Raw genomic sequence first — 26,468 nt, 5'->3', positions numbered from 1 at the left:
GGACAGGCTATCCAGCGCTGCCGACAGGCCGACCCCGGGTCGGACGTCTCGGTGGTATGCCGAGATCCACGGCGCCCCAGCAGCCGTGGGACACTCGGCGCCATGATCTTCGGACGCCCCGAGCCCGTGATGGTGACCGCCGACCAGGCCCTGCCGGGTCGGCCGGACCCGATGCCGGGGCTCGCCGCCCGGCATGCCCTCCTGGACGCGCCGCTGACCGGCCCCTGGACGACCCCGTCGGGGCAGCCGGCCGAGGTCGTCCACCTCGCGGGCGGGTGCTTCTGGGGGCTGGAGCGGATCCTGTGGCAGGTCCCCGGCGTGGTCGGCACGGCGGTGGGTTACATGGGCGGGTTCACCCCGCACCCGACCTACGAGGAGACGTGCACGGGACGGACCGGGCACACCGAGACGGTGCTGGTGGCCTACGACCCCGCCGTGGTCGGGGCGGACCGGCTCGTCGCGACGCTCCTGGAGAACCACGACCCGACGACCGCCAACCGCCAGGGCAACGACGTCGGCACGCAGTACCGCTCCGCGATCTACTGGACCACCGACCTGCAGGGCGCCCAGGCGCGGGCGGCGTGCGAGGCCTTCGACCGGCTGCTCACCTCCCGCGGGCACGGGCACGTCACCACCGAGCTGCGACCGGCCGCCGAGGCGGGCCCCTTCTACTTCGCCGAGGACTACCACCAGCAGTACCTCCACAAGAACCCCGGTGGTTACTGCAACCACGGGCCCAACGGCTACTCCTGCCCGGTCGGCCTGGTGTCGGCCGCCGACCTGCCGGCGCAGACCGACGTGGCGCCGCCGGCCCAGACGGACCCGGTCCGGACCGACGTCCGACCCCCGCGATGAGCCTGCTCGACACCCTGGAGTGGCGGGACGCCACGGCCGACGACGAAGAGCTGCTGGAGGTCGCCACCTGGGTGTGCGCGAGCTGGCTGCGGGTGCGCCACACCCGCGAGGAGATCCGCGAGATCCCCGAGCTGGCGCACCTGTTCGTCGACTTCGGGCGGCGGCGCGGCGACGTCGGGGTGGTCGCCCAGGACGACCACGAGACGGTGGGCGTGGCCTGGGCGCGGAGGTTCTCGGGCACCGAGCCCGGCTATGGGTATGTCGCGGACGACATCCCCGAGCTGAGCATGTGCGTCTTCGAGCCGCACCGCCGGCAGGGGGTCGGCCGCGAGCTGCTGCTGCGCCTGGTCGACCGGCTGCGGGCCGAGGGCACCCAGGGCGTCAGCCTGTCCGTGGAGGACGGCAACGGCGCGGCGGAGCTCTACGAGCAGCTGGGCTTCCGCGCGGTCGGGCGCTGCGGCGAGGCCGACACCATGCTCCTCGACCTGCGCTGACGGTCGGGCCCACCGCGAGGCGGATCGGCGCCGGCCACCGCGAGGCGGATCGGCGCCGGCGCAGGGCGGCGTCCGCGTGGCTGGCCTCGACCACGATCCGGTTCACCAGGGCGCGGGAGTTGGCCTGGACCTGGCCCGGCGCCAGGGAATCAAGGGCGGGGCATCCGGTGGGCGTTGGCCGCGACCTTGTCCACGGCAGGGCCTGTCGAACCGGTGCAGATGCGGCGCGCCGCCTCGGCAAGGGTGCTTGTGGCCAGTGGCGTGTCGGGGTCAAGGATCAGCCGCTGCAGCTCGTCCAGGGCTTCTGAGCCAGCTTCATGCGAGGAAAGCACGCCGGCGAACCACGAGTCGATGACGGCGAAAGCCATCTCCTCGTCGTTGCTCGGTGGTCCGGCCCCGGCCGGGACCCTGCCCCACAGGTTCTCCAGGGCCTGCACCTGGCCCATCGTGAGCAGGGGACACGGTGTCGTGCACACCGTCCCGCTGTCTCGTCGGTCGTGGTCCGCCTCGACGCCACACTCGTGACACCCGTCGAGCAGGCCGGGCCACGCGCCTGGGTGGTCCGCCCAGGTATGCCGGCACCGAGAGCATGATCCGAGGCGTTGCAGCACGCGCGAGCGTTCGTGACGGGCGCATCGACGAGACATCCATGACATACGCGCATTATCGCGCCAGACCTGTCCACGGCCATGCCCGCTCGTGCCGCCGGGGGCACGAGCGGAGCCGCGATCGAGACGTCCCACCGCGATGTCTTCGTCGGCGTGTGCGTCGACACGTCGTCCTCCCTGGGACTCTGCGCCGGGCACGCCGCTGCCGCGGCGATGCTCACGGCAGGCCAGGGCGTGATCCGCGAGCTGGTGGCGGTCGGCCGACGCCATACGTCCTGGCTCCGTGCGGGCGCTGCCGTGAGCTCATCTCGCAGCTGGCCCCGAGGACCTGTCGGCCGAGGTGCCGGTGACCGACACCGACGTCGTTCGTCTCGGCGACCTGATGCCCTCCAGGTGGCTGGTGGGCTGACCCGGGTGCCGGGCGATCACCAGGCCGGTGTCGGAAGGGCCCAGGCTCAGAGGCGACCGACGCGCGCCGTCCGTCGCTTCTCGAAGGGCTGGAACTGCCCCGAGCCCGTCGGGCGCAGGGTCAGCACCACCGCGCCCTGGCGGAACACGGGCCGGACGAAGTCCAGGCCCTCGATCCGGGCGTCGCCCTCGATCGGCCAGGGGTGCCCGGGGACCACGAGCTCGTCGATGACGGTGCGCTCCAGCAGCTCCGTGGCGGTCATCGCGCCGCCGAGCTCGGACTGCCCGGGGAACACGAACAGCCTTCCGCCGTAGTGCGCCTCGTGGTCGGCGACGGCGTCCTGGGCCATGAGGGCCCAGCGGTGCTGGGTGCCGGGCAGGCGGGGGGCGGCGCCCGTCACGGCGGCGGTGACCAGCGCGATGCCGTCCACCACGTGGGTGCACGCGGTGACGACGTCGAGGTCGGCCAGCCTGGGGGCGGCCTGGCGCTCCGCGTCGGAGATGGTGCTCCACCATCCGGGCATCGCGACGACGGTGGTGGTGGCCGCGGCAGCCGTCATGTCGCCTCCTGCAACAGATGGGGTGAAGATGCACGACATTTGACGCGCTGCGGACGACCCGACGGCCACCACGACATGAACGAGAGCCGAACTCGGGGGATCTATGTGGGCTGATCGGGACGAACCGGACCCGGCTGGGATTGTGTTGCGCCAGTTGGGACCTCGCAACGGGCCTCGATCGTTACCCTCGACAGGAGGTTCTCGCAGGACAGGGGTGCGGGACCGCATCGGCACGACAGATCGGGGTGAGGACGCTGGGCCTCGTGGCACAGGTGGGCAAGGGTGGGGCCGTCGGCCTCGCGGGGGCGGCCGGGCTCGGCGCCGCCGGCGTCGGGCTGCTCGCGGTCGAGGCGCGGATGGTGCGCCAGGTCGTCGGCACCCCCTTCGAGACGGCCCCGGAGGACTCCGGGGTGTATGGCGCGGGCCTGGGCGAGCCGCTCGAGCTGGTCATGCTCGGCGACTCCCTCGCGGCGGGCCTGGGCGTCGACCACCGCCGGGAGACCATCGGGGCCACCGTGGCCCAGGGCATCGCCGCCATCGCCGGGCGCGCGACCCGGCTCACCAACGTCGCCGTCGTCGGCGCCGAGTCGCAGGACCTCGACGGGCAGGTCGACACCCTCCTGGAGCGGGTGCCGTCGCCGCTCGTCGCCATGGTCGTGATCGGCGGCAACGACGTCACCCACCGCAAGGACGTGCGGGAGTGCGTCGCGCACCTGGCCGGGGCCATCGGACGGCTCCGGGAGGCCGGGGCCACCGTGATCGTGGGCACCTGCCCCGACCTCGGCACCGTCGAGCCGCTCCCCCAGCCGCTGCGGTGGCTGGTCAGCCGGTGGTCGCGCGAGCTCGCCGCCGCCCAGACCGTCGCGGCCGTGGAGGCCGGCGCTCGCACGGTCTCCCTCGGGGACCTGCTCGGGCCGGACTTTCTCGCCGAGCCGGGCCTGATGTTCTCCAAGGATCGTTTCCACCCGTCGGCTGCGGGCTACGGCCGGGCGGCGTCGGCGATCCTGCCCTCCGTGGCCTCGGCCCTGGGGCTGTGGCCGGAGGCCGATCGTCCGCTGGAGCCGCGCCGGGGCGAGGGCGTGGGCCCGCTGCACGTGGCCGCCGTGCACGCCGTCGACCACCCGGGCACCGAGGTGAGCCCGGACCCGCAGGACGAGCCGCCCGGCGGCGGCCGCGCCGGGGCCCTCGCGGCACGCACCCGCCGCACCCGCCAGGTCGTCCTGCGCCGGCTGCGCCGGGCCGAGCCGCCCGCAGCCTCGGCGGACGGACCCTCGGAGGACGCCATCCCGGCTTCCACGGACCCGGTCGTCTCGACCCCTGGCGGTGCGTCCCCGGGACCGGCGGTCTAGGGCTCGGCGCTCGTCGTCGGAGCGGTCCGCCCCGACGACGCAGCCCGGCCCCCAGACAGCGGTGGCCGCCCCCTCCACGGGCGGCCGGCCTCCCGGCACACCGGCTGGTGGCCCGCAGGGGCACCCCCACCTCAGGAGAGCTCGTGCAGGACGCCGTCATCGTGTCGACCGCCCGCACACCGATCGGGAGGGCCGTCCAGGGGCTCGCTCGAGGACGTGCGCCCGGACGACCTGGCCGCGCTCGCGGTGCGCGCCGCCCTCGACACGGTGCCCGGGATCGACGACGCGCTCGCCGCCACGATCAACCGCTTCGGCGCCAGCTCGGTGCAGACCATGCGGATGGCCGTCCACGCGATCCGCGCCGGCCAGGCGAGGTCTTCGTCTCCGGCGGGATCGAGTGCGTGACGAGTGGGGGGTCACCTCCCAGAACCGCACCGAGGCCGCGATCGCACGGGGCTTCGTCGCCGAGGAGATCCCCCGGTCACCCTCCGGGACAGCACGGTCGTCAGCACCGAGGACGGCCCTCGGGCTGACCTCGCTCGCCCGCGTCGTCAGCACGGGCGTCAGCGCCCTCTCCCCCAAGATCGCCCTCTCCCCCGAGGTCATGGGCCTGGGCCCGGTCGAGGCCTTGCGGCAGGCGCTCGCGCGAGCGGGCGTGTCCATCAAGGACATCGACCTCTACGAGATCAACGAGGCCCTCGCCGCGCGGGTGCTCCCCAGCGCCGACGACCTGGGAATGGACCTGGATCGGCTCGACGTCGACGGGGCCAGGGCATGGCCGGGATCTACGAGCGGCTCGCCTGATCGGACCCGTGCGACGGGGGCCTGGCCCGGGACGGGCCAGGCCCCCGTCGCACGGGTGAGGTGGGGGTTCAGGCGATCTGGCGGCGCAGCTGCCCGAGGCGTTCCGCGAGGTCCGGTATGCCGGCCGCGGCGGCGTCCCAGGTGCACACCTGCAGCTGGTGCAGCAGGGTGCCCGGCCCCAGGTCCGGCAGCTCCTGGCGGGGTCGCCCCGCCGCGTCGGCGGTCTCGTCGGCCAGCGCCTGCGCCAGGGCACGCACCGTCCCGGACGCGTCGAGCGCGCGGTCCACGGGCAGCTCCTGCCACCTGCGGCTCACGCGCTCGAGCTCGGTCCGGGCCGCGCCCGACCGGGGATCGGTCCCGGTATCCACGGGTCCTGGCACCGGCGATCAGTCGCGGAAGCGACCGATGAGGCGGAGCAGCTCGATGTAGAGCCAGACCACGGTCACGACCAGGCCGTGAGCGAGCAGCCAGGAGTACTTCTCCGGCATGCCGGAGCGCACGGCGTTGTCGATCGAGTCGAAGTCCAGCGCCAGGGTGAAGGCCGCCAGGCCGGTCGCGAACAGCGAGATCCCGATGCCGAGGGCACCGCTGCCGCCGAAGCCCCAGCCGGCGCCGACGCCCATGAGCGCCGCGACCAGGTTGACCAGCGCGAAGATCGCGTAGCCGAGCAGGGCCATGCCCATCATCCGGCGGAACTTGTCGGTGACCTTGATGAAGCCGAGCTTCCAGCCGGCGAACATCGCACCGAAGACGCACAGGGTGGCCACGATCGCGCTCGGCACCGCGCCGTCGTACATCCGCTCGAAGGCCTGGCTGACGGCCCCGACGAAGATGCCCTCGAGGACCGCGTAGCCCACGATCAGCGGGACGCTGACGGCCTTCTTGAAGGCGATGACCAGACCGAGGACCAGGGTGCCGATCATGCCGGCGAGCCACAGGGTGCCGCCCACGCCGGGCACGGTGGCCGAGGCGAACCAGCTGACGGCGCCCACGACCACGACGATGCCGAGGAGCAGCAGCGCCTTCATCAGCACGTCGTCGAGGGTCAGGCGGCGCTCGTGGGGTGGGGTGACCGAGGGGGCGGCATACATGTCCTGCAGCTGACCGGCGCTCAGGTCTCGCTGGGGGTAGCCGCCGCGCGACTCCCGGTCGACGCGGTCGAAGATCGGGTTGCTCATCTGCTGTCTCCACTGGGTCGGGCCGCAGCACCGTGCGCGGCGGTCACACCAGGATCAGCGTGCCGGACCACGCGGATGTTCCCGCCCACGTCCGGGTCACGCCATCGTGACCTTCTCGTGCTGTGGTGGTGCCCTCGACGGGAGTCGAACCCGCACCTGGAGCCATTTTAAGTGGCCTGCCTCTGCCGTTGGGCCACGAGGGCAGGCCCAGCGTATGCCGGACGGCGGGTCGAGCTGCGCGCTCGACCCGCCGTCCGCGTCCTTGGCCCGGGGACCAGGGGTGCCCGCTCAGCGCGTGCGCTGCGAGCGGTAGTACCCGATCAGCTCGCGGGTCGAGGGGTCCTGCTGCGCGAGGGCGTCCGCGTCGCCCTCGATGGCCGGACCGACCTCCTGGGCGAGCTTCTTGCCGAGCTCGACGCCCCACTGGTCGAAGGAGTCGATGCCCCACACGACGCCCTGGACGAAGGTGATGTGCTCGTAGAGCGCGATCAGCTGGCCCAGGGTGGAGGGGGTCAGCCGCGGCGCCATGATCGAGGTGCTGGGTCGATTGCCCTCGAAGACGCGGGCGCTGACCAGCGTCTCCTCGGTGCCCTCGGCGCGCACCTCGTCGGCGGTCTTGCCGAAGGCCAGCGCCGCGGTCTGGGCGAAGAAGTTGGCGAGGAAGAGCTCGTGGACGTCCTGGCCGCCGTCCTGCAGCGCGTGGCAGGGGTTGGCGAAGGCGATGAAGTCGGCCGGCACCAGGCGGGTGCCCTGGTGGATCAGCTGGTAGAACGCGTGCTGGCCGTTGGTGCCGGGCTCGCCCCAGAAGACCTCGCCGGTCTCGGTGGTGACGGGCGCGCCGTCATACCGCACCGACTTGCCGTTGGACTCCATCGTCAGCTGCTGCAGGTAGGCCGGGAAGCGGTGGAGGTACTGCGCGTAGGGCAGCACCGCGTGGGTCTCGGCGCCGAGGAAGTTGACGTTCCAGACGTTGATCAGACCCATGAGCGCGGGGACGTTGCGCTCCAGGGGCGCGGTCCGGAAGTGCTCGTCCATGGCGCGCATGCCGCCGAGGAACTCCTCGAAGCGCTCCGGGCCGATGGCGACGACCAGCGAGGTGCCGATGGCCGAGTCGACGGAGTAGCGACCGCCCACCCAGTCCCAGAAGCCGAAGGCGTTAGCCGGGTCGATGCCGAACTCCGCGACCTTGTCCAGGGCCGTGGACACCGCGACGAAGTGCCTGGCGATGGCGTTGAGCGCCTGGTCGGAGTCACCCTCGTGGATCGCGCCGTGCTTGATCAGGCCGTCCAGCAGCCACTTCTTGGCCAGGCGCGCGTTGGTCAGCGTCTCCAGCGTGGTGAAGGTCTTGGACGCGACGATGAACAGCGTCTGCTCGGGGTCGAGGTAGGCGGTCTTCTCGTGCACGTCGGTGGGGTCGATGTTGGAGATGAAGCGCAGCTCCAGCCCCTCCTGGCCGTACGGCTTGAGCGCCTCGTAGGCCATGACCGGGCCGAGGTCGGACCCGCCGATGCCGATGTTGACGACCGTCTTGATCGGCTTGCCCGTCACGCCGGTCCACTCCCCCGAGCGGATCTTGGTGGCGAAGTCGTAGACCTGGTGCAGGACCTCGCGGACCTCGGGGACGACGTCCTTGCCGTCGACCTCGACGTGGGCGCCCTCGGCGGCGCGCAGCGCGGTGTGCAGCACGGCCCGGCGCTCGGTGACGTTGATCCGCTCCCCGGTGAACATCGACTCGCGACGCTCCTCCAGACCGACCTGCCCTGCGAGCTCGAGCAGGTGGCGCAGGACCTGGTCGTCGAGCAGGTTCTTGGACAGGTCGACGTGCAGGTCGGCGGCGTCGAAGGTGAGGCGACGGGCCCGGTCGGCGTCCGCGGCGAACCACCCTCGCAGGTCTGGCTCGAAGGTCTCCTGGACCCTGTCGAGGGCCTGCCAGGCCGAGGTGGTGGTCGGGTCGACAGGGTGTGCCATCGGACTCTCCTCGCGGTGATTCGGACGTCGGTGCAGCTGCGCGAGGACGCCGTTGTCATCGCCGAGCGTGGCAGGTGCCACGACGACGATCTAACCACTCGCCGGTATGTCGAGAGGCGCGGGCCGGTCCGATGACCGTTCAAACGGCGGAGGGCCGATCCGGAGCGCAACGCTTGATCGGTCAAACCACCACGAGGGCGCCATCTGCGGGCAGATTGCCCAGCAAGCCCCCGTATCACTCGGACAGATTGAGCACATTGCCCCCGGATCTACCGTCGAGTTGCGCAACCCCGAGGCCAGGAGCAGGGTGAGAAGCGCCCGCATACCCACGGGCCGACACACACTTCCGGAATCAGGTGACGAGAGATGGTCCAGGCCGAGCCGTACCGCATCAAGATGGTCGAGCCGTTGCACATGACGACGCGCGAGGAGCGCGAGCGGGCGATCAAGGAGGCGGGGTACAACACCTTCTTGCTCAAGAGCAAGGACTGCTACATCGACCTGCTGACCGACTCGGGCACCTCCGCCATGAGCGACGCCCAGTGGAGCGCCATGATGATGGGCGACGAGGCCTATGCCGGCGCCCGCTCCTTCGACAACCTGTGGAACGCCGTCGAGGAGTACTACGGCTTCCCGTACACCTGCCCCACCCACCAGGGCCGTGGCGCCGAGCACCTGATCTCCCAGATCCTGATCACCCCCGGCCAGCACGTGCCGGGCAACATGTACTTCACCACCACCCGCGCCCACCAGGAGATGGCCGGCGCGACCTTCCACGACGTGATCATCGACGAGGCGCACGACCCGAGCGCCCAGCACCCCTTCAAGGGCAACGTCGACATCGACAAGCTCACGGCCCTCATCGACGAGGTCGGCGCCGACCAGATCGCCTACATCAACGTCGCCCTCACCGTGAACATGGCCGGCGGCCAGCCCGTCTCGATGGCCAACATCAAGGCCGTGCGCGAGGTCTGCGACAAGCACCAGATCATCATGTGGTCCGACGCCACCCGCCTCGCGGAGAACGCCTACTTCATCCAGCAGCGCGAGGAGGGCTACGCCGACAAGTCCTGCGCCGAGATCGCCAAGGAGATGCTGTCGCACTTCGACGGCCTCACCATGTCGGGCAAGAAGGACTGCCTGGTCAACATCGGCGGCTTCCTCGCGATGCGCGACGAGAACATCCTGATCAAGGCCCGCGAGCTGGTCGTCGTCTTCGAGGGCATGCCGACGTACGGCGGTCTGGCCGGGCGCGACCTGGAGGCCATGGCCCAGGGCCTCAAGGAGGCCCTCGACGACGACTACCTCGCCCACCGCATCGGCCAGGTCGACTACCTCGGTCAGCGCCTCATCGACGCCGGTATCCCGGTCGTGCAGCCCATCGGCGGCCACGCCGTGTTCCTCGACGCCCGCGCCTTCCTGCCGCACGTCCCCCAGGAGGAGCTGCCCGCCCAGTCGCTGGCGGCCGAGCTGTTCATCGAGTCCGGCGTGCGCAGCATGGAGCGCGGCATCGTCTCCTCCGGCCGCAACAAGGCCGGCGAGCACAACATGCCCAAGCTCGAGCTGGTGCGCCTGACGATCCCGCGCCGCGTCTACACCAACGCCCACATGGACGTGGTGGCCGACGCCGTCATCAAGGTGTGGGAGCGCCGCGAGAGCATCACGGGGCTGAAGTTCGTCTACGAGCCGCCCACGCTGCGCTTCTTCACCTCGCGCTTCGAGCCGCTCCAGGCGTCGTCGAGCACCACCGGCAAGGCCGACCACGAGCTGACCGCCTGAGCGGCCCGCTCCCGGACCGAGGTGGTGGGGCGGCTGGTCACAGCCGCCCCACCACCTCGTCCAGCATCTGCTCGGTGAGCCGGCCGGTGAAGGTGTTCTGCTGGCTCACGTGATAGCTGCCGACCAGCCGCACCGGCCGGTCGGCGCCGTTGACCAGCACCGCCTCCGCACCGTGGCCGAAGCGCGGCAGCGGACGCGGCACCGCCCAGCCCACCCGGCGGGCGGCCGCCAGGGCCTGGGTCCAGGCGATCCCGCCGAGCGCGAGCATGCTCTCCACGTCCCGCTCCACCAGGCGCAGCTCCTGGTCCAGCCAGGGCGCACAGGTGGCCTTCTCCTCGGTCGAGGGGGCGTTGTCCGGCGGCGCGCAGTGCACCGGAGCGGTGATGCGCAGGCCGGTCAGGGCGAGCCCGTCGCCCGCGTGCACGCTGGTGGGCTGGTTCGCGAAGCCCGCGCGGTGCAGCGCGGCATACAGCCAGTCCCCGCTGCGGTCCCCGGTGAAGATCCGCCCGGTGCGGTTGCCACCGTGGGCCGCCGGCGCCAGCCCGACGACGAGGACCCGCGGGTGCGGGTCGCCCCACCCGGTGACCGGTCGGCCCCAGTAGGGCTGGTCCGCGAACGCCGCCCGCCGGGTCGCCGCCACCTGCTCCCGCCAGGCCACGAGCCTGGGGCAGGCGCGGCACACGCCCACCCGGGCGTCGAGCTGCTCCAGGGTGCGGGCCGACGCGGCGAGCCGGGCGACGTCCTCCGGCCGGTGGGCCCGCGGGGTGCGCGGCGCGGCCGGGTCGCCCGGCCAGCCCGTGCCGGGCGGGACCGGCGACGCGAAAGGTTGTCCGGTGAGCGGGTGCGGCAAGGTCATGCCCGGCAGCATCCCACCCGCGCCACCACGGTCCCGCGCTCCCCGGCTCGGACCCCGTCCCTTCTCGCGCTCCCAGCTCGCCTCCGGCACGTCCTGATCCCCAGGACGTGACTCGACCGAGCGGCGAGCGCGCCGGGCACACGGGCGCGGGGCTTGCGGGCATCGCGAGCGCGGGCGGGCGGTGGGGTGGCGTCCCGCCGGGGCGAGGAGGATGGGGGCATGAGCGCGAGCGAGCGGGTGGTGCGTCCGGCCCAGGCCCAGGACGTGGTGGCCCTGGTGGACCTGCGGCGGGTGATGTTCGAGGCGATGGGGGTGGCGGGCACCGACCGGGCGCCGTGGCAGAAGGCCGCGGGCGGCTGGTTCCGAGCAGCCCTGGACGACGCGGACGTGCTGGCCGTGGTCGCGGACCTGGACGGCGAGGTCGTCGCCTCGGCGCTCGGCCAGCTGCGTCGAGGGTGCCCGGACCGTCGACCCCCACGGGCGTCGACGTGCTCCTCAGCTCGGTCGCCACGGCCCCGGGCCGCCGCCGCCAGGGCCACGCCCGGGCCTGCGTGGAGGCGGTGCTGGCCTGGGCGCGTGAGCGTGGCGCGGACCGCGTCGAGCTGTTCGCCACCGCCGAGGCGGTCGGGCTCTACGAGGAGCTGGGCTTCCGCCGTGCCGATCACCCGGCGCTGCGCGCCGCTCTCGTCCTCTAGCCGGCATCGCCATGTGGCCTGCCCCCGCCGCCCAGGGTGCGGACGGTGGGGGCAGGCGGAGGAGCAGGTCAGCGTGGGGCCGGTAGGCCGGTCGCGGCCGAGACGGTGGCGGCGGACGGGACGGTCGGGGCGGTCGGGGCCCCCGTCACCGGGGTCGACGCCGCCGCCGGGCCCGTCGTGGCGCCCGGCAGCGCGGACGGGCGGGTGGCGCCGGGCGAGACCGGCGGGACGACCGTCGCGGACGCGGACGCGGACGCAGTGGCGGTGGGCGACGGCGTGACCGTGGCCGACGGGGTGGCACCGACCGCCGGGGTCGCTGCGGCCAGCGGCGCCACCTGGGTCGGCGGGACCCAGGACGGGGTCGATCGGTCCGGGCCGTTCCCGTGGCGCCAGGGATCCTGCCCCGCCTGGGCCACCGGGAAGACGTTGGTATAGCTGCGGCCGTAGATGTCCACCACCCGCGGCTGGTCCACCCCGACGACCGGGGGCTGTCCGGTGAGCTCCTTGCCCGTGTCCGTCACGAGCCGGGCTCGCGGCACCCGGCGGCCCTGCTCGTCATACACGAAGAGGTTGGCGACGTGCTCGCCGTCGTGGACCAACCCCTCGACCTGCTGGTCGACATAGACCACCCGCTCCTCGGAGATGGGCCCCGTGACCAGGAAGCGGTCCACCAGCTTGGCCCCGAAGACGAGTGCCGCCGCCACGGCCACGACGTTGCCGGCGAGCAGTGCCCGGCGAGCCGACGGCTGCGACCCCGCACCCCGCGCCCCCAGCCACACGCTGCCGACGATCGCGGGCCCGAGCGCGAGCACCGCGATCGGGCCGTCCCACGTCAGCCCGGCCCCGAGGACCCAGACCGCGAGGAACCCCCGTAGCAGCCACCACGCCGGCCGCAGCGTGCGCACGTAGTCCGCGCACGGCCGCAGCCAGGGATGATCGACGACGGCGCGCTCCCAGTGACGCCGGGTGCGCTCGCGTCCTGACGCGATCCGGGCCGTGGCCCCCCGCATCCCCCTGGCGCGGGGAGCCACGGCAGCTCGTGGGGGCAGGTCGGCGGCGGCGCGCAGCTCGTCGGCGCAGCGCTCCGGGACGCCGAGCCGCTCGACGAGCGACCCTGCCTCGGCGCGGATCTCGGCGAGGTCGGCCTCCATCCCGAGGGTCAGCTCGCCGACGACCTCGGCGTCCAGGTCGTCCAGGGCACGACGCACCCGGGCGACGTAGTCGACCACGTCGAGGTCCTGATCGGGGGCGAGCCCCTGGGTCGTCGTCGCACTCATGCCACTGCCTCCGCGTCCTCGAGCAGGTCCTCCATGGTCCCGGCGAAGGTGCGCCAGGTCTTGCCCTGGCGCTCGAGGGTCGCGCGGCCCTCCCGGGTGATGCCGTAGTACTTGCGGTGCGGTCCCTCGTCGCTCGGCACGACGTAGGACGTCAGGGCCCCGGCCGCGAAGAGGCGGCGCAGCGTGCCGTAGACGCTCGCCTCCCCCACGTCGACGAGACCGGCCGATCGCAGCCGCCTGACCACGTCGTAGCCGTAGCCGTCCTCGCGCGCCACGACCGCCAGCACGGCGAGGTCGAGCACGCCCTTGATGAGCTGTGTGGTCTCCATGGCCACCCCCTGTCTCCGGCTGCAGAGTACCGCGGATTAAGCACTAGTGTCCAGAGTGACATAGCGGAAGTCGGGCATGCGGAAGGGCCCGCCCCACCGAGGTGGAACGGGCCCGTGCCGTCAGCGCTGGAGCCGGATCAGACCGTCCGGCGACGCCGCGCGACCACGGCGCCGAGGCCTGCGAGGGCCATCGCCCCGAGGCCGCCCCCGACCAGCCCCCACGAGGCTCCCTGGGTGGCGGTCGTCGACGGGGCGCCGGCCACGGCGGCAGCAGGGTCGCCGAAGCCCCCGGCCATGCCCGCCCGGTCGTAGGCGCTGCCCGACTGCTTGTCGGCATACTTGCCGTGGACGATGCGCTGATAGGCCGCGACCGTGGTCCCGGCCGGACCCACCGCCTTGCGGGCCTCGTCGTTCAGCGGCACGACACGGTTGTCCTTGACGGCGTACCAGGCATTGATCTGCGGCTCCCGGAACAAGGTGCCACCCGCGGCCTGACGCGCCAGCTGCGCCTCCAGGTCGCCCGCGGCGGCGTTGATCGCCTTCCAGCCCGAGCCGTCCTGCGCCTTCACCGACCACACCGACACGGTCTGGTCACCGACCTGGACGGTGTTCGAGACATACCCGAGGCGGGCGACCGGTCCCGCGCCCCTGGCCACGAAGTCCTTGCTCAGGACGTTGACCTCCGTCGCGCCCCCGGCGACGAGGGAGGGGGTGGCGGTGGGCGCGATCCCCTGGGTGCTCCCGGTCCGGGCGGCAACCTTGCGGGCCAGGTCCAGCGCAGCGGGGCTGGTGGCGGCAGCCTCCGCCGCGGAGCGCTCCGGGGCAGGCAGCGGCGTCGGGGAGACCTCGGCGGCGTGAGCGGCCGCGCCGGGACCGAGAGCCACGGCGCCGGCGAGGGCCACGATACGGACGATGCGTGCGGTCATGTCAGGCTCCGATCCCGTAGAGCGAGTGCGTCCAGGCGAAGTCGGAGTTCTCGACGTAGTAGTCGTAGCTCGCGACGTTGATACGACGGTCGCTCGGCCAGGGGTTGTACCACTCGACCCGACCTCCCTGGGGGTCCACGCCGACGATCGCCATCATGTGGCCACCGCCCGAGGACCACTGGATCCGGGTGAGGATCGGTCGGTCGGCGTTGATCTCGCGCGACACCACGTCGAAGCCGAGGGCGTCGTAGACGTAGCGGCCCGGGTTCATGCCCAGCGCCCGGTAGGCCTGCTGGTCGTGGGCCAGGCTCGCCTGGTCGTTGGGACAGCTCCCCCGGGAGCGGCGGAAGGCCAGGTTGCAGAAGTCGTTCTGCGACACCGACTTCCCCTTGTAGGTCGCGATGCTCGAGCCGGTGGCGGCCCAGCACCAGTTGGTCTGCTGCTGGGCTCGGTTGTCGAGACGGAGCTCGGCCGACCCGTCACGGTAGCGCTCGACACCGGCGGACGCGCGCGTCGGGGCGTCGGCGTGGGCAGTGACCGCAGGGGCCAGGCCCAGGGCGACCGCAGCGGCACCGACGGACGCCAGCGCCTTCAGCGGGGACAGGGACAACAACGTTTCCTCCTGGGAGAGTGCGTGGGCTGCACAGGTGAGCGAACCGTAGATCCGCCCGCGCCAGGAGGGAAGGCACCGTGGGTCATGCCTGGTGACGTGAACCCCGTTCACGCCTGCTACCAGCCCGGACGTGGCGAGAGGTCCTGTGGCCCGTGAATGTTCACGCTGCAGCGGAGCCGCCCCGACGCTGCTCCGGGCGCCATGACGATCCCGTTGCGTGCCCGGGGCATCACGCAGCGGTGGCGTGACCCTCACCGGTGCGAGGCCCGACGAGACCTGCCCCGCTGCGCGCCTATCCTCGTCCCAGCGCACAGACCAGCCTGGGAGGATCCATGAGGGACGGCTCCGCGTCGACGGAGTTCGCCGAAGCACTGCACGAGGCCGTGCACCGGCGCGGTCTGCCCCTCTCCCGGGTGCAGGCCCGGTTGGCCGCCATGGGTCATCCGGTCGCCGTGAGCACCATCAGCCAGTGGCAGCGGGGGCACCGCCGTCCTCGCTCGGAGCGCTCGCTGGCGGTCCTGGACGCCCTCGAGCAGGTCCTGGAGGCACCTCGCGGCTCGCTGCGTGCCCTCGCGCTCGCGCATCCGTGCGCGCCCTCGGTCTTGGCCCCGCGCCACCCGCTCACCTGTGACGGTGAGGCCTTCCGTCTCCTGGTCGGCAGGATGGGCCTGAGCTCCTCCCAGGCCCTGGTGGAGACCCTGGGCGTCCACGACCACCTCACCCTCACCGCCGACCGGACCGTGCGGCGCCGCACCACCCTGGTGCTGCGGGCGACCGGAGCCACCGACCGGCACGCCGTCGCGCACGAGGTCGACCCGGGCGGGGACGTCCACCAGGTGACCGTCCGGGCGCGCAGCGGCTGCCGTCTCGGGCGCGTCCTGCGCGATCCCGGGGCCGGGATGGTGGTGGCCGAGCTCCACTTCGACCGATGGCTGGGCGCCGGCGACACCGCGGTGCTGGAGACCCAGGTCGACGACACCAACCGCCTCCCTCGCACCGAGTTCCACCGAGCGTCGACGCGGCAGGTGCCTCTGCTCGTCATGGAGGCGGCCTTCGACCGGTCCCGGGTGCCTTCGACGGTCCAGGCCTTCTCCCGCCCGCGCTCCGGGTCGCTCGGTCCGAGCAGCCTGGAGCTGCCCATCATCGGCGGCGACCGGGTGCACCTCGTGCGTCAGCCGGCCGAGCCGGGCAACCACGGCCTGCGCTGGACCTGGCCCGATCCCTAGCGGGTGACGAGATCGGTGCGCACCACCTGGGCGGCGGAGACGTCCTTGGCGATCAGCCCCTGTGCCCGCATGAACGTCGACATCGCCGTCCACTCAGCCGGCACGAGCCGGCCCGACGCGCGGCCCGCGGCGTCCAGCAGCAGCGGCGTCGTCGCGTCCAGGGTGGCCCGTGCGGCGGCCGCGGCCCGGGGCTCGGCCAGGGTGGGGACGTAGGCCTTCGTGTCCTGCAGGGCCCGGGCCGGGTCGGTCTTGACCTGACCGATCGCCTCGACCATCGCGTCCGCGACGGCCCGGACGGTCTGCGGGTGCGCGGCGGCGTAGGCCGACGTCGTCACCAGCGACACCGAGACGAGCGGTGGCTCGCCGCCGCGGGTGAGCGGGAGCTCACGGATCGCCACGCCGGCCTGCCGCAGCTGCACGGCGTCGTTGTTGCGGTAGCCCATGACCGCGTCGACCTTGCCGGTCGCCAGCGCAGCCTGGGAGGTGTAGCCGATCTCGGTGACCGAGACCTCGCCCAGGGGGACGCCGGCGTCCTTGAGCATCGCCAGCGCGCCGAGCCAGGAGGCGCCATACCGCCCGGGGACGCCGAGAGACCGGCCGCGCAGGTCGGCGGCGGAGCGGATCGGCGACCGGTCCGGCACGATCAGCACCACCGGCAGCCGGCGGTAGTAGGAGGCGACGGCCACCAGGTCCAGGCCCTTGTCGCGGGCCTGCAGCACCTCGTCCCCGGACGCGATGACGAGGTGCTCCTGCCCGGCGGCGAGGGCGGTGAACAGGCCCTCCTGCACACCGTGGTGGCGGACCTCGACCTGCACCCCGTGCCGGGCGAAGGTCCCCTGCGCGATCCCGACGTAGAACGGCGCGAACTGGACGTTGGGGATGTAGGTCAGCCCCACGACGGCTCGTCCGGCGCCACCGGCGCTCCCGGAGGTCCCGCCTGCCGCGCCGGTGGCCCCGGCCGAGCCCGCTGCGGCCGCCTCGGTGGTGCGACGCACCACCGCCTCTCCGTCGCCGCAGGAGGTGAGCACGGCGCTGCCGGCGGCGGCGAGCAGGAGGCGGCGGGAGATGTTCACGGAGCAGGCCTTTCGAGGGACTCGGCGATCAGGGACGGACGTCGGCGACCAGCGGCGAGCGACGCTCGACGTGCTGCAGCAGCAGGTATGCCGAGCCGGCGATGGCGCACAGCAGCACGATGACGGCCACCATCCCGGCGGTGTCGACGGCGTCCCGCTGCAGGGTGAGGAGCATGCCGAGCCCCTCGCCGCCCATGACCATCTCGCCGACGACCGCGCCGGTGACCGACAGCGTGAAGCCGTTGCGCAGGCCGGCCAGGACGTTGGGCAGCGCCAGGGGCGCCTCGACGTGCCGGAGCAGCTGCCCCGGCGACGCGCCGTCGATGCGGGCGGCGTCGATCACCCCCGCGGGGGCCGCAGCGAGCCCGACGACGGTCGAGATGAGGATGGGGAAGAACACCATCACCGAGCACAGCACCACGATCGGCACGAGCCCGTAGCCCACCCACAGCACGAGCAGCGGGGCCAGCGCGATGGCCGGAATCGCCTGGGAGGCGGCGAGGTAGGGGGCGACGGCGGCGCCGACCCACCCCGAGCGGTGCACCAGCACGGCGAGGGGCACGGCCACGATCGTCCCCAGCACGCAGCCGCCCGCCGACTCCAGCAGGGTGCGTCCGACGTAGGGCCAGATCATCGTCCCGGTCAGCATCGAGACCAGCCGACCGGCGACCTCGACCGGCCCCGGCAGCAGGAACCGCGGCAGACCGGCCAGGCTCGCGACGGCCTGCCAGACGGCCAGCAGGAGGGCGCCGAGCAGCAGCGGGGGCACCGCGCGACGGGCCGTGCGTGCCATCCTCACCTCCTGGTCGACCCCCGAGTATCCCACCGTTCAGCGCCCGGCGAGGTCGAGGGCGAGGCCGTCGAGGATGTCCCGCTCGGAGGTGATGACGAGGTCGTCTGCGCCGGCGGCGGCCACCCGCTCGACGACGCGTCGCCAGATCAGCGCGCCGGCGCCGATCACGTCGACCCGGCCGGGGTGCAGGAAGCCCAGCGCCGCGAGGTCCTCCCCCGGCATCGCCAGGAGCTCCGTGCAGGCCTGCAGCACCACGGCGGCAGGGGTGCTGGCCAGGTGGATGCGGTCCGGGTCGTAGGCCGGCAGGCGCAGCGCCTGGGCCGTCAGCGTGGTCACGGTCCCGGCCACCCCCACGAGCGTGCGGACCCCGTCGAGCGGCACCGCGGCGCAGGCGAGGTCGAGCCCGGCGTCGACGTCGGCCAGGGCGGCCGCGACCTGCGCCGGGGTGGGTGGCTGGTCGAGGTGGTGCCGCTCGCGCAGCCGCACGCACCCCACGTCGACGGACCGGGCGGCCGACACCCGCGCCGCGCCGTCGACCACGTCCCCGCGGACCAGCTCGGTGGAGCCACCACCGATGTCCACGACGAGGAAGGGGCCGGGGACGCCGCGGGCCACCAGGTCGCCGGTCGCGCCGCGGAAGGACAACGACGCCTCCTCCGCACCGCTGATCACCTCCGGCTCGACGGCATACCCCACCTGCGCGAAGGCCGCCCGCACCCCGGCCACGACGTCGCCCGCGTTGCGGGCGTCCCGCGAGGCCGAGGTCGCCACGAACCGCACCGCGTCGGCGTCCAGCTCGCGGCACCGCTCGGCATACTCCCGGCTGCGTCCCAGGGCCCGCGCCACGGCCGCCTCGCCGATCCGCCCCGTCGCGTCCACGCCCTCCCCCAGCCGGACGACGTCCATGCGACGGTCGACGTCGACGAGCGTGCCGCGCGCAGGGTCGACGTCGGCGACGAGCAGCCGGATGGAGTTGGTGCCGCAGTCGACGACCCCGACCCGGCGGATGCCGTCTGCGCGAGTCATGCGCGTTCCCAGCCGTTCTCGCCCTCCACCACGCAGCAGCCGGGGGCCCACCACTGCCCGACCGCGGTCAGGGCCTCGTCGCCCAGGGGGTTGACGCCGGGGCCCGCCGCCAGGGCGTGACCGGCGAGGACGTGCAGGCACTTGACGCGGGTGGGCATCCCGCCGGCGGAGATGCCCTCGATCTCGGGGACCGAGCCGAGCTCGGCTCGGTCGGCGAGGTAGGCCTCGTGCGCCCGGCGGTAGGCCGCCGCCAGCTCCTCGTCGTCCTGCAGGCGCTGGGTCATCTCCCGCATCGTCCCGTTGGCCTCGAGCGTGGACAGGGCGCCCGTGAGCCGAGGACACGTGGCGTAGTAGGTCGTCGGGAAGGGGGTCCCGTCGGGCAGCCGCGGCAGGGTCCGCAGCACGTCCGGCCGCCCGCAGGGGCAGCGGTGCGCGACCTCGACGACCCCGCGGGCGGCCCGTCCCAGCTGGGCCTGCACGGCGGCGGCGTCCCCGGCGGACAGCCCGGCGCCCGGCGGGGTGGGCTCGCCGGAGACGGTGGGGGTGGGCTCGGAGGTCATGACGGGCCTTTCGGGACAGGGTGGTTCGGTGGGGCGGGTGGCTCGGCGGATCCAGGACGGCGGCGGATCGGGGGTGACGGTGACGTATGCCGAGAAGGCGGTCAGCGGCTCGGCGGCGCGGTCTCGGCCGCAGCCCGAGGAGGTGCTCCCTTCGCGCCCGTGACGGGGGCACCGTCCGTCGCGGCAGGGCCGTCCGTCGCCGCGCTGCCGCCCGACGGGCTCGGCGCGGGGGTGCGCACAGTGGCGGTCGCCCCGGGCGGCGTGGCGTCGCGGCGTCCCCGGGTGCTCGTCTCGGACGGGGTCGGGCCCGGCAGGGTGTTGATGATCCGTGGCGCCTGGCCGCCCCCGGGACCACCGGAGGGCGTCGTCGCGGTCGGGTCCGCCCCGAGGGTGTCGGCGACCTGCAGGGAGCCCCACACCTGGCCGTACCACGGCCTTTCCCTGGCGTCCGGGTCCACGCCGACGACCTTGGCGTCCACCTCGGAGCGCTGCCCGGTCCGGGGGTCGAGGACGACGTAGGACGTCTCCCCCGGCTTGACGAAGTGGAGCCGGGTGCGGATCTGCTGCTCGACGTAGGCCGGGTCGTCCCAGCGGGCCCGGTCCTGGGCGAGCTGGTCCACCTGCCGCTGCTGCTCCACGATCGAGCGCTCCAGCGCGGCGATCTCGTCGCGCTGCGCGAGGTATCGGCGGATGGTGGGCACGAGCATGATCGACAGCAGCACGACGATCGCCGCCAGGCCGACCAGGCGCCGCATGGTCGCCGGACGCACCCGGGGCCTCGGGACGGCCGGCCGGGTCGCCGGTCGGGCCCGTTCGCCGGGGCGGGCCGACCCTCCCCGCCCACCGGCGGCGGCCGCCGTGGTCCCGCCTCCGGAGCCGGACGGTCGCGTCGAGCCGCCCGCCCGCGTGGCAGCACCGGTGGAGGGGCGCCTCGCGTTGCGAGGCGCCCCTCCACGAGAGGTGCTGTCCGGCATGCGGCCCAGACTAGGCGCCGGCGCCCTTGAAGCGCGGGAAGGCGCCCGCGCCGGCGTAGACGGCGGCGTCGTCGAGCTCCTCCTCGATGCGCAGGAGCTGGTTGTACTTCGCGACGCGCTCGGACCGGGCCGGGGCGCCGGTCTTGATCTGGCCGCAGTTGGTGGCGACGGCCAGGTCGGCGATGGTGACGTCCTCGGTCTCGCCGGAGCGGTGGGACATCATGCAGCGGTAGCCGTTGCGGTGGGCCAGGTCGACCGCGTCGAGCGTCTCGGTGAGCGAGCCGATCTGGTTGACCTTGACCAGCAGGGCGTTGGCGGTGTCGTTGCTGATGCCGCGCTGGAGCCGCTCGGGGTTGGTGACGAACAGGTCGTCGCCGACGAGCTGGACCTTGTCGCCGAGCTGCTCGGTGATGGACTTCCAGCCGTCCCAGTCGTCCTCGTTCAGCGGGTCCTCGATGGAGACCAGCGGGTAGCGCTCGACGAGGTCCTTGTAGTAGGCGATCATCTCGTCCGCGGACTTCTGGCCGCCCTCGAAGGTGTAGGAGCCGTTGTCGAAGAACTCCGAGGCCGCGACGTCCAGGGCCAGCGCGATGTCCTTGCCGGGCTCGTAGCCGGCCGCGCGGATGGCCTCGAGGATGAGGTCGAGGGCGGCGGCGTTGGACTCGAGGTTGGGGGCGAAGCCACCCTCGTCGCCGAGGCCGGTGGCCAGGCCGCGGTCGTGCAGGACCTTCTTGAGCGAGTGGTAGACCTCGGCGCCCCAGCGCAGGGCCTCCTTGAAGGAGGGCGCGCCGATGGGGGCGATCATGAACTCCTGGATGTCGACGTTGGAGTCCGCGTGGGAGCCACCGTTGAGGATGTTCATCATCGGGACGGGCAGGATGTGCGCGTTGGGCCCGCCGACGTAGCGGAACAGCTGCAGGCTCGCGGACTCGGCAGCGGCCTTGGCCACGGCCAGGGAGACGCCGAGGATGGCGTTGGCGCCCAGCGAGCCCTTGTTGTCCGTGCCGTCCAGGGCGATCATCTCGGCGTCCACGGCGCGCTGCTCGCTCGCCTCGTAGCCCAGGATCCGGGGGGCGATCTCGTCGAGGACGGCGTTGACGGCGTCCTCGACGCCCTTGCCGAGGTAGCGACCCTTGTCGCCGTCGCGACGCTCGACGGCCTCGAACGCGCCGGTGGACGCGCCGGAGGGGACGGCCGCGCGGGCGATGGTGCCGTCCTCGAGTGCGATCTCGACCTCGACGGTCGGGTTGCCGCGCGAGTCGAGGATCTCACGTGCGCCTACTGCTTCGATGTTGGCCACAAGAACTCTCCTGGTCGATGTCGTCAGTGCGTTTCGAGCCTAGCCCCTGGGTCTGGGAGCGACCCCATCCGGGCCGAGGGCAAGCGTGCCCGGTGCCACCTGGTGGACACTCTCGTCCGCGGACCGGGCGATCCGGTCCACGACCCCCCGCAGCGCGAGCTCGGGGTCCACCCCCTGGGCCCGGGCCTCGAGCACCAGGGCCCACAGCCGGGCCCCCACGTCGTCCCCGGGATCCGCAGGTGCGGCAGCCGCGAGCAGGTCGGCGCGTCCCTGGCGCTCCAGGCGGGTGGCGAGCTTGGTCGCCCGGGCCAGGGCGGGCAGCGACGCCGGCACCCCGTCCAGCACGCCGGAGCGCTCGGGCTTCTCCTGCGCCTTGATCGCCTCCCAGCTCGCCTCGACGTCGGCCGGGCCGCCGACCACGGCGTCCCCGAAGACGTGCGGGTGGCGGCGCCGCAGCTTGGCGACGATCCCGGCGGCCACGTCGTCCACGTCGAACGGCGCGGTCGGGTGCTCCTGGCCCACGCGGGCGTGGAAGGCCACCTGGAGCAGCACGTCACCGAGCTCCTCGACCAGGTGGTCCCGGTCGCCGGAGGCGATGGCGTCGGCGAGCTCGTGGGCCTCCTCCACGGCATAAGGCGCCAGCGACTCGTGGGTCTGCTGGGCGTCCCAGGGGCAGCCCCCGGGCGAGCGGAGCCGGTCCATGACGGCCACGAGGTCGAGCAGCCGCTCGCCGGTGCGGGGCCGCTCGACCTCGTGGTCGGTGCTCATGGGACGGGGCTCAGGGGTTCTTGGGGGCCGAGGCGGAGTCCAGCGTCATCCAGTTGCGGGCCTCGGGCCTGATGCTCAGCCGCTCGCGGTCGAAGGCCCCGTAGCGCGGGTTGACCCTGATGTCGGCGGCCTTGAGCTGCTGGACGACCTTGGCCTCGACCGCGGGGTCGAGCTTGCCGAGCGCCAGCGCGGAGCGGACGAACTCGATGGTCGTCGGGCTCGGGTCGTCGACCTTGTCCAGGACCTGGCGGGCGACGTCGTCGGAGACCGCCTGCCCCGCCTGCTGGACGGCCGGGAGCACGAACTGCCCGTAGGCCAGGGCCGTGACCACGTCGGTGGGCGACATCGGCTGGGTGGCCTTGCTGGAGCCGCCGTTGAACTCCCGCGTCGCCTGCTGGACGTCGGACTCCAGGATGGTCCGGCCGTTCACCACGACCGCCGCTCGGGACTCCTCCCGCTCCAGGCAGCCGGAGAGGAGGCCGGAGGCGGCCACCACCACGGCGAGCGTGGCGGGCAGCGTGCGCTTGGTAGGCACCATCAGGTCCTTTCGCCAGGGTCTGTCAGGTCCCGTCGGCAGCGACGCCGGGCAGGGACGCACGACAGCCTAGTGGGTGTGGGGGCGGCCCTCGACCGGCACTGTCACCGACGGGCCCGTCAGCGTCGAGACCGTGACGTATGCCGGCAGCCTCGCGGCCTCTCCCGCCACGTCCGGCGGACGCAGGTGCAGGTCGCGCGAGTCGCCCGCGGCCAACGGCCACCACCCGGTGTCGGCGATCCACCCGGGGGCGGTGGCGTGCACGCCGACGACGGGGCGGTCCGGCGCGGTCACGGTGACGCGCACCACGCCATACCGGGTGATCGCCTGCGCGGTCACGTCCGGCTCGGGTCGGCGCGGGGCGAGGGGCACCAGGGCGCGGGTGGCTCGCACGTCTCCTCCGCCGGTGCGCCAGCGGGCGGACACGCAGGCGTAGCCGGGCTCCTCGCCGAAGCGCCAGGCCCACCCGAGGTCGCGGAAGCCGCCGAGCAGCTCCTCGACCTCGACGGTGGCACGGCCGTGCGGCGGCACCGTCAGCGTGGTCTCGGCGTCCAGGACGGTGTTGCCCGCCCGGTCCTGGGCTGCGACGAGGAGGCTGCCGGTGGCCTCGGCCGGCTGGTCGTTGACCGCCTCCAGCAGCAGCCCGTCCAGGCCCCGGTCGACGAGCAGGAGCGCCACGGGGGCGAGCACGTCGCGCAGGGCGAGCAGCGGGGCCTTGGCGGCCCCGGAGGCGTCCAGCAGCCCCCAGCCGGGCCCGGGAGCGAGGTCGCGGTGGGCGAGGACGATCCCGCCGGCGGTGGGGGTCAGCCCGGACCTCCACGCGGCGAAGGTCTCGGTGATCGCCGCGGTCGCCGCGGCCCGCTGCAGGTCCTCCCAGGACCCGGTGTCGGTGACGTCCTCGGCGATCCGCTCGGCGTCGGCCACCGCGGCGACGTAGTGGTCGGTCACGTCGACGAAGTCCCACGTGGTGCCCCGGTCGTGGGGCGCGGCGTCCCGCCAGGGTGACCCGGCACCGCGCTCGGCCGGGGCGTCGGTCATCGAGGAGGTCTCCGGCGGCGTGGCGAAGGCGAGGGCCTCGGAGGCGAAGGAGACCTGGGCGGTCCGGGCGTCCTCGAGAGGTCGCAGGTAGGCCCCCACCCCGAAGTAGTGGCTCACCCCGTGCGCGATGCTGACCGGTCGCGGCCCGCCCGAGGGGCTGGAGGTGACGTGCACGGCGCCGGGCACCAGCTCGGCGGCCAGGCGCGGGAGCAGCTCGTGGAGGGCGGTCATCCGGCGGCGGTCGGCGGGCAGCCCCATCAAGGTGGGCTGCTGCTCGGTCTCGGTGCCGCCGCACACCACGGCCAGGTGCGGCCACCCCTGCCAGGCGGTGAGCTGGTCGCGCAGCTCGGCCTCGAGCTCGGCGAGCCAGCCCTCGTCCTCCGGCGGGTCGACGGTCGCGAGCATCGCGTCCTGCCACACGAGCAGCCCTCGCTCGGCGGCGAGCTCGCGGAGCACCTCGTCGGCGTAGGTGCCGGTGCCCGGCACCCGGACCAGGTTGAGGCCGGCCGCGACGAGGGCGTCCAGGTCCCGGGCCACCGCCTGGGGGTCCGCGGTCCAGCCACGAGGGTCGGTGTGCGCCCAGACCACGCCGCGGACGAAGACGTCGACGCCGCCCACGACCAGGCCGAAGCGCCCGTCGTCGCGGCGCGCGGTGATGCGGGAGAAGCCGATCCGCCGCCGCAGCGACTCGACCCCGGGGCTGTGGACGAGGAGCTCGTGCAGGATCGGCTCGCCGTGGGTGTGCGGCCACCACGTCGCCGGGGCCGCGGGCGCGAGCCGGACCGTGGCGAGCCAGGCACCGTGCGCGGTCTGCTCGGCCACCGCCCGCGCGACCTCGCCCGCCGCCTGCACCGTCACCTCGCGGGGACCGTCGCAGCGGAGCTCGACGTCGACCGTGCCCCGGCCCGAGTCGTCGAGCCGGGTCCGGCACGAGGCGATCTCGAGCGCGGGCCGGGTCTCGACCCGGGCCGCCCCGAGCACGCCCACGGGGGGCAGCGCACCCACCCAGATGGGGATCCGGCCCAGGATCGGGGTGCGGCGCCAGCGGATGGTGGCGTCCGGGACCAGGGCGCTGCGCCAGCGGGCCCGCGGCGTGCGCGGCGTCGCCGTCTCGTCCCACGAGGCGAGGCGTATGCCGACGGCGTGCGGGCCTGCGGCCAGCGCGCCGAGATCGACCACGTGGCGGCGAAAGGCGTTGTCGCTGCGCAGGACCCGGGACCCGTCGAGGTACACGTCGGCGTGGGTGGCCAGGCGGTCCACCACGAGCCGGGCCGCGTCCAGGGGGGCGGCCAGGTCGAAGGAGCCCCGCCACCACACGCGGTGGTCGGCGTCGGCGAGGGCCTGCTCGCCATACCGCTCGACGACGGCGGGCGAGGCGGCGAGCGACCCGGGCACCGTCGCCGGCACCCAGCCGGTCCCGGGCAGATCAGCCGGACAGGCCGCCTCCCCTGCCGCGAATCCCTGCAGCTCCCACCGGATCTCGACCACGATGCTCCGTCAGGCCAGGGCGGCCGCGACCCGGTCGACGGCCGAGCCCCAGCGGTCGGTGGCGCGGACCAGGGTCGGCTCGACGTCGCGGGTGCGGCCACCGGTGATCCGGGCCAGCGCGAACTGGAGGTTCTTCATCTCCTGGGACACCACGTCGAAGTCGTCCGCGGCAGAGCACAGCTCGGCCGCGGCTGCCCCCGGACCGGCGGCCAGCCAGCGGGTCGCGTCGGCCGCGGCCTGTGCCGTCAGCCCCAGCTGCCGGGTCGCCGTGAAGGAGTAGCGATGGAAGAAGTCCATCCCCCGCTGGGGCAGCGAGGGGACGAGCTCCCGCACGGCACCGGCGAGCTCGGCCACCGGGTTGCCGTCGGGCCGCCGGGCGAGGTGGGCCGCCGCGAGCCGCAGCGCCGCCTCCCGCACCGCCGTCTCGTCACGCCGCCCGCCCACGAGACGCACCCGCTCGAGATAGGGCTGCGGGGCGCAGCAGTCGACCCCCTCGCGGGCGAGCGCGCCGTCGTAGTCATCACCCGCCAGCTCGTAGAGCCCCGAGTTGTGGAAGTAGGTCAGCGTGCGCGCGCCCGGGTCGATCGCCACCGGCACGATCGTGGTCTTGACGTGGTCGAGCCGGTAGGACACGCCCTCGGTGTCCGGGAGGTACCACGCGTCGGACTCGACCGTCAGCAGCTCACCGGCGGCCAGGTGGTCCACGACGTGCTGCTCCACCGAGCGCCACAGCGCGATCTCGCCGACCTCCAGGCCGTAGAGCTCGCGCAGGTCGTCGGTCTGGGGCTTGAGGAAGGCCCACGCCCCCGGCACCGTGCCCGCGCTGAGAGCGCACACGCCGAGCGGCTCGGGCGACAGCCCCAGGGCCGCCGTGATCTCGATCCAGATGTCCAGGTAGCAGTTCGTCTGGGTCCAGACCCGGTCGTCCCGGTGCAGGCGGTGCGGGACGAACGACTCCTGGGTCAACCCCCCGAGCTCCAGGCGCATG

Annotated in this window: 26 protein-coding genes, 1 tRNA gene and 1 pseudogene; 7 read left to right on the top strand and 21 right to left on the bottom strand. The window is 73.6% G+C overall.

Features of this window, described 5'->3' with window-relative positions; all coding sequences use genetic code 11:
* The first annotated feature begins 102 nt into the window (after positions 1-102).
* Positions 103-855: a peptide-methionine (S)-S-oxide reductase MsrA gene (msrA, locus tag MM438_RS03680; RefSeq protein WP_241451165.1), complete on the top strand. Its 753-nt coding sequence runs from the start codon at positions 103-105 to the stop codon at positions 853-855.
* A complete protein-coding gene (locus MM438_RS03675) occupies positions 852-1,349 on the top strand; it encodes a GNAT family N-acetyltransferase (RefSeq protein WP_241451164.1) in 498 nt (165 codons plus the stop codon). Before msrA ends, MM438_RS03675 begins: the two co-directional genes overlap by 4 nt.
* Before the next feature lie 149 nt (positions 1,350-1,498).
* Here the strand turns inward: MM438_RS03675 and MM438_RS03670 are convergent, their stop codons facing one another.
* Positions 1,499-1,795, bottom strand: a complete 297-nt coding sequence (locus MM438_RS03670) for a hypothetical protein (RefSeq protein WP_241451162.1) — start codon at positions 1,793-1,795, stop codon at positions 1,499-1,501.
* A gap of 617 nt (positions 1,796-2,412) precedes the next feature.
* Positions 2,413-2,925: a hypothetical protein gene (locus MM438_RS03665; RefSeq protein WP_241451161.1), complete on the bottom strand. Its 513-nt coding sequence runs from the start codon at positions 2,923-2,925 to the stop codon at positions 2,413-2,415.
* A 263-nt stretch (positions 2,926-3,188) separates the two neighbouring features.
* Between MM438_RS03665 and MM438_RS03660 the strand changes: the two genes are divergently transcribed.
* Entirely contained in the window at positions 3,189-4,274 is a 1,086-nt protein-coding gene (locus MM438_RS03660) for an SGNH/GDSL hydrolase family protein (protein ID WP_241451159.1), read from the top strand.
* Positions 4,275-4,417: 143 nt separating this feature from the next.
* A pseudogene (locus MM438_RS16905) lies at positions 4,418-5,073 on the top strand (acetyl-CoA C-acetyltransferase); the annotation flags it as partial.
* Positions 5,074-5,146: 73 nt separating this feature from the next.
* Here the strand turns inward: MM438_RS16905 and MM438_RS16625 are convergent.
* From MM438_RS16625 to pgi, 4 genes are all read right to left on the bottom strand, one after another.
* The gene (locus MM438_RS16625; RefSeq protein WP_241453516.1) at positions 5,147-5,365 is read right to left on the bottom strand and encodes a hypothetical protein; all 219 of its coding nucleotides are present in this window, start codon (positions 5,363-5,365) and stop codon (positions 5,147-5,149) included.
* A 99-nt stretch (positions 5,366-5,464) separates the two neighbouring features.
* Positions 5,465-6,256, bottom strand: a complete 792-nt coding sequence (locus MM438_RS03640; RefSeq protein ID WP_241451157.1) for a Bax inhibitor-1/YccA family protein — start codon at positions 6,254-6,256, stop codon at positions 5,465-5,467.
* A gap of 126 nt (positions 6,257-6,382) precedes the next feature.
* Positions 6,383-6,459 (bottom strand) — tRNA-Leu (locus MM438_RS03635).
* A gap of 85 nt (positions 6,460-6,544) precedes the next feature.
* A complete protein-coding gene (gene pgi / locus MM438_RS03630) occupies positions 6,545-8,224 on the bottom strand; it encodes a glucose-6-phosphate isomerase (RefSeq protein ID WP_241451156.1) in 1,680 nt (559 codons plus the stop codon).
* Between the two features lie 366 nt (positions 8,225-8,590).
* Between pgi and MM438_RS03625 the strand changes: the two genes are divergently transcribed.
* Complete coding sequence (locus MM438_RS03625; protein ID WP_241451155.1) at positions 8,591-10,003, top strand: tyrosine phenol-lyase; 1,413 nt, start codon at positions 8,591-8,593, stop codon at positions 10,001-10,003.
* Positions 10,004-10,040: 37 nt separating this feature from the next.
* Here the strand turns inward: MM438_RS03625 and MM438_RS03620 are convergent, their stop codons facing one another.
* Positions 10,041-10,859 (bottom strand): uracil-DNA glycosylase, encoded by an 819-nt coding sequence (locus tag MM438_RS03620; protein WP_241451153.1) that lies wholly within the window; start codon positions 10,857-10,859, stop codon positions 10,041-10,043.
* 455 nt (positions 10,860-11,314) lie between these two features.
* On the opposite strand from MM438_RS03620, the gene MM438_RS03615 reads away from it, so the two are divergent.
* A complete protein-coding gene (locus MM438_RS03615; RefSeq protein ID WP_241451152.1) occupies positions 11,315-11,554 on the top strand; it encodes a GNAT family N-acetyltransferase in 240 nt (79 codons plus the stop codon).
* Between the two features lie 68 nt (positions 11,555-11,622).
* On the opposite strand, the gene MM438_RS03610 is transcribed toward MM438_RS03615, so the two are convergent.
* From MM438_RS03610 to MM438_RS03595, 4 genes are all read right to left on the bottom strand, one after another.
* Positions 11,623-12,831, bottom strand: a complete 1,209-nt coding sequence (locus MM438_RS03610) for a hypothetical protein (RefSeq protein WP_241451151.1) — start codon at positions 12,829-12,831, stop codon at positions 11,623-11,625.
* Positions 12,828-13,160: a PadR family transcriptional regulator gene (locus MM438_RS03605; RefSeq protein WP_241451150.1), complete on the bottom strand. Its 333-nt coding sequence runs from the start codon at positions 13,158-13,160 to the stop codon at positions 12,828-12,830. The genes MM438_RS03610 and MM438_RS03605 overlap by 4 nt, the downstream gene beginning before the upstream one ends.
* A 137-nt stretch (positions 13,161-13,297) precedes the next feature.
* Complete coding sequence (locus MM438_RS03600) at positions 13,298-14,086, bottom strand: hypothetical protein (protein WP_241451149.1); 789 nt, start codon at positions 14,084-14,086, stop codon at positions 13,298-13,300.
* Position 14,087: 1 nt separating this feature from the next.
* On the bottom strand, positions 14,088-14,699 hold the full coding sequence (locus tag MM438_RS03595; RefSeq protein ID WP_241451148.1) for a papain-like cysteine protease family protein: 612 nt from the start codon (positions 14,697-14,699) through the stop codon (positions 14,088-14,090).
* A 332-nt stretch (positions 14,700-15,031) separates the two neighbouring features.
* Here MM438_RS03595 and MM438_RS03590 point away from each other — a divergent pair, with 332 nt between their 5' ends.
* Positions 15,032-15,925 (top strand): hypothetical protein, encoded by an 894-nt coding sequence (locus MM438_RS03590; protein ID WP_241451147.1) that lies wholly within the window; start codon positions 15,032-15,034, stop codon positions 15,923-15,925.
* Here MM438_RS03590 and MM438_RS03585 read toward each other — a convergent pair.
* From MM438_RS03585 to MM438_RS03540, 10 genes are all read right to left on the bottom strand, one after another.
* Positions 15,922-16,998, bottom strand: coding sequence for an ABC transporter substrate-binding protein (locus MM438_RS03585; protein WP_241451146.1), 1,077 nt, complete (start codon positions 16,996-16,998; stop codon positions 15,922-15,924). The genes MM438_RS03590 and MM438_RS03585 overlap by 4 nt on opposite strands.
* A 28-nt stretch (positions 16,999-17,026) precedes the next feature.
* Positions 17,027-17,791 carry an ABC transporter permease gene (locus tag MM438_RS03580; RefSeq protein ID WP_277627913.1) on the bottom strand — a complete coding sequence of 255 codons (765 nt, stop codon included), beginning with the start codon at positions 17,789-17,791 and terminating at the stop codon, positions 17,027-17,029.
* Between the two features lie 36 nt (positions 17,792-17,827).
* On the bottom strand, positions 17,828-18,817 hold the full coding sequence (locus tag MM438_RS03575; protein WP_241451145.1) for a Ppx/GppA phosphatase family protein: 990 nt from the start codon (positions 18,815-18,817) through the stop codon (positions 17,828-17,830).
* A complete protein-coding gene (locus tag MM438_RS03570) occupies positions 18,814-19,377 on the bottom strand; it encodes a DUF501 domain-containing protein (protein WP_241451143.1) in 564 nt (187 codons plus the stop codon). The genes MM438_RS03575 and MM438_RS03570 overlap by 4 nt, the downstream gene beginning before the upstream one ends.
* Positions 19,378-19,478: 101 nt before the next feature.
* Positions 19,479-20,147 (bottom strand): FtsB family cell division protein, encoded by a 669-nt coding sequence (locus MM438_RS03565; protein ID WP_241451141.1) that lies wholly within the window; start codon positions 20,145-20,147, stop codon positions 19,479-19,481.
* Between the two features lie 214 nt (positions 20,148-20,361).
* Positions 20,362-21,651, bottom strand: coding sequence for a phosphopyruvate hydratase (eno, locus tag MM438_RS03560; RefSeq protein ID WP_241451140.1), 1,290 nt, complete (start codon positions 21,649-21,651; stop codon positions 20,362-20,364).
* A gap of 39 nt (positions 21,652-21,690) precedes the next feature.
* A complete protein-coding gene (locus tag MM438_RS03555; RefSeq protein ID WP_241451139.1) occupies positions 21,691-22,419 on the bottom strand; it encodes a nucleoside triphosphate pyrophosphohydrolase in 729 nt (242 codons plus the stop codon).
* A gap of 10 nt (positions 22,420-22,429) precedes the next feature.
* On the bottom strand, positions 22,430-22,957 hold the full coding sequence (locus MM438_RS03550; protein ID WP_241451138.1) for a hypothetical protein: 528 nt from the start codon (positions 22,955-22,957) through the stop codon (positions 22,430-22,432).
* 66 nt (positions 22,958-23,023) lie between these two features.
* Positions 23,024-25,480 carry a glycosyl hydrolase 2 galactose-binding domain-containing protein gene (locus MM438_RS03545; protein WP_241451136.1) on the bottom strand — a complete coding sequence of 819 codons (2,457 nt, stop codon included), beginning with the start codon at positions 25,478-25,480 and terminating at the stop codon, positions 23,024-23,026.
* Positions 25,481-25,489: 9 nt separating this feature from the next.
* The gene (locus MM438_RS03540; RefSeq protein ID WP_241451134.1) at positions 25,490-26,467 is read right to left on the bottom strand and encodes a DUF1839 family protein; all 978 of its coding nucleotides are present in this window, start codon (positions 26,465-26,467) and stop codon (positions 25,490-25,492) included.
* Between the last annotated feature and the right edge of the window lies 1 nt (position 26,468).

The sequence above is a fragment of the Arsenicicoccus dermatophilus genome (genome assembly GCF_022568795.1).
GTDB classification, from domain to species: Bacteria; Actinomycetota; Actinomycetes; order Actinomycetales; family Dermatophilaceae; genus Arsenicicoccus; species Arsenicicoccus dermatophilus.
This window is presented reverse-complemented; position numbering and strand designations above follow the sequence as displayed.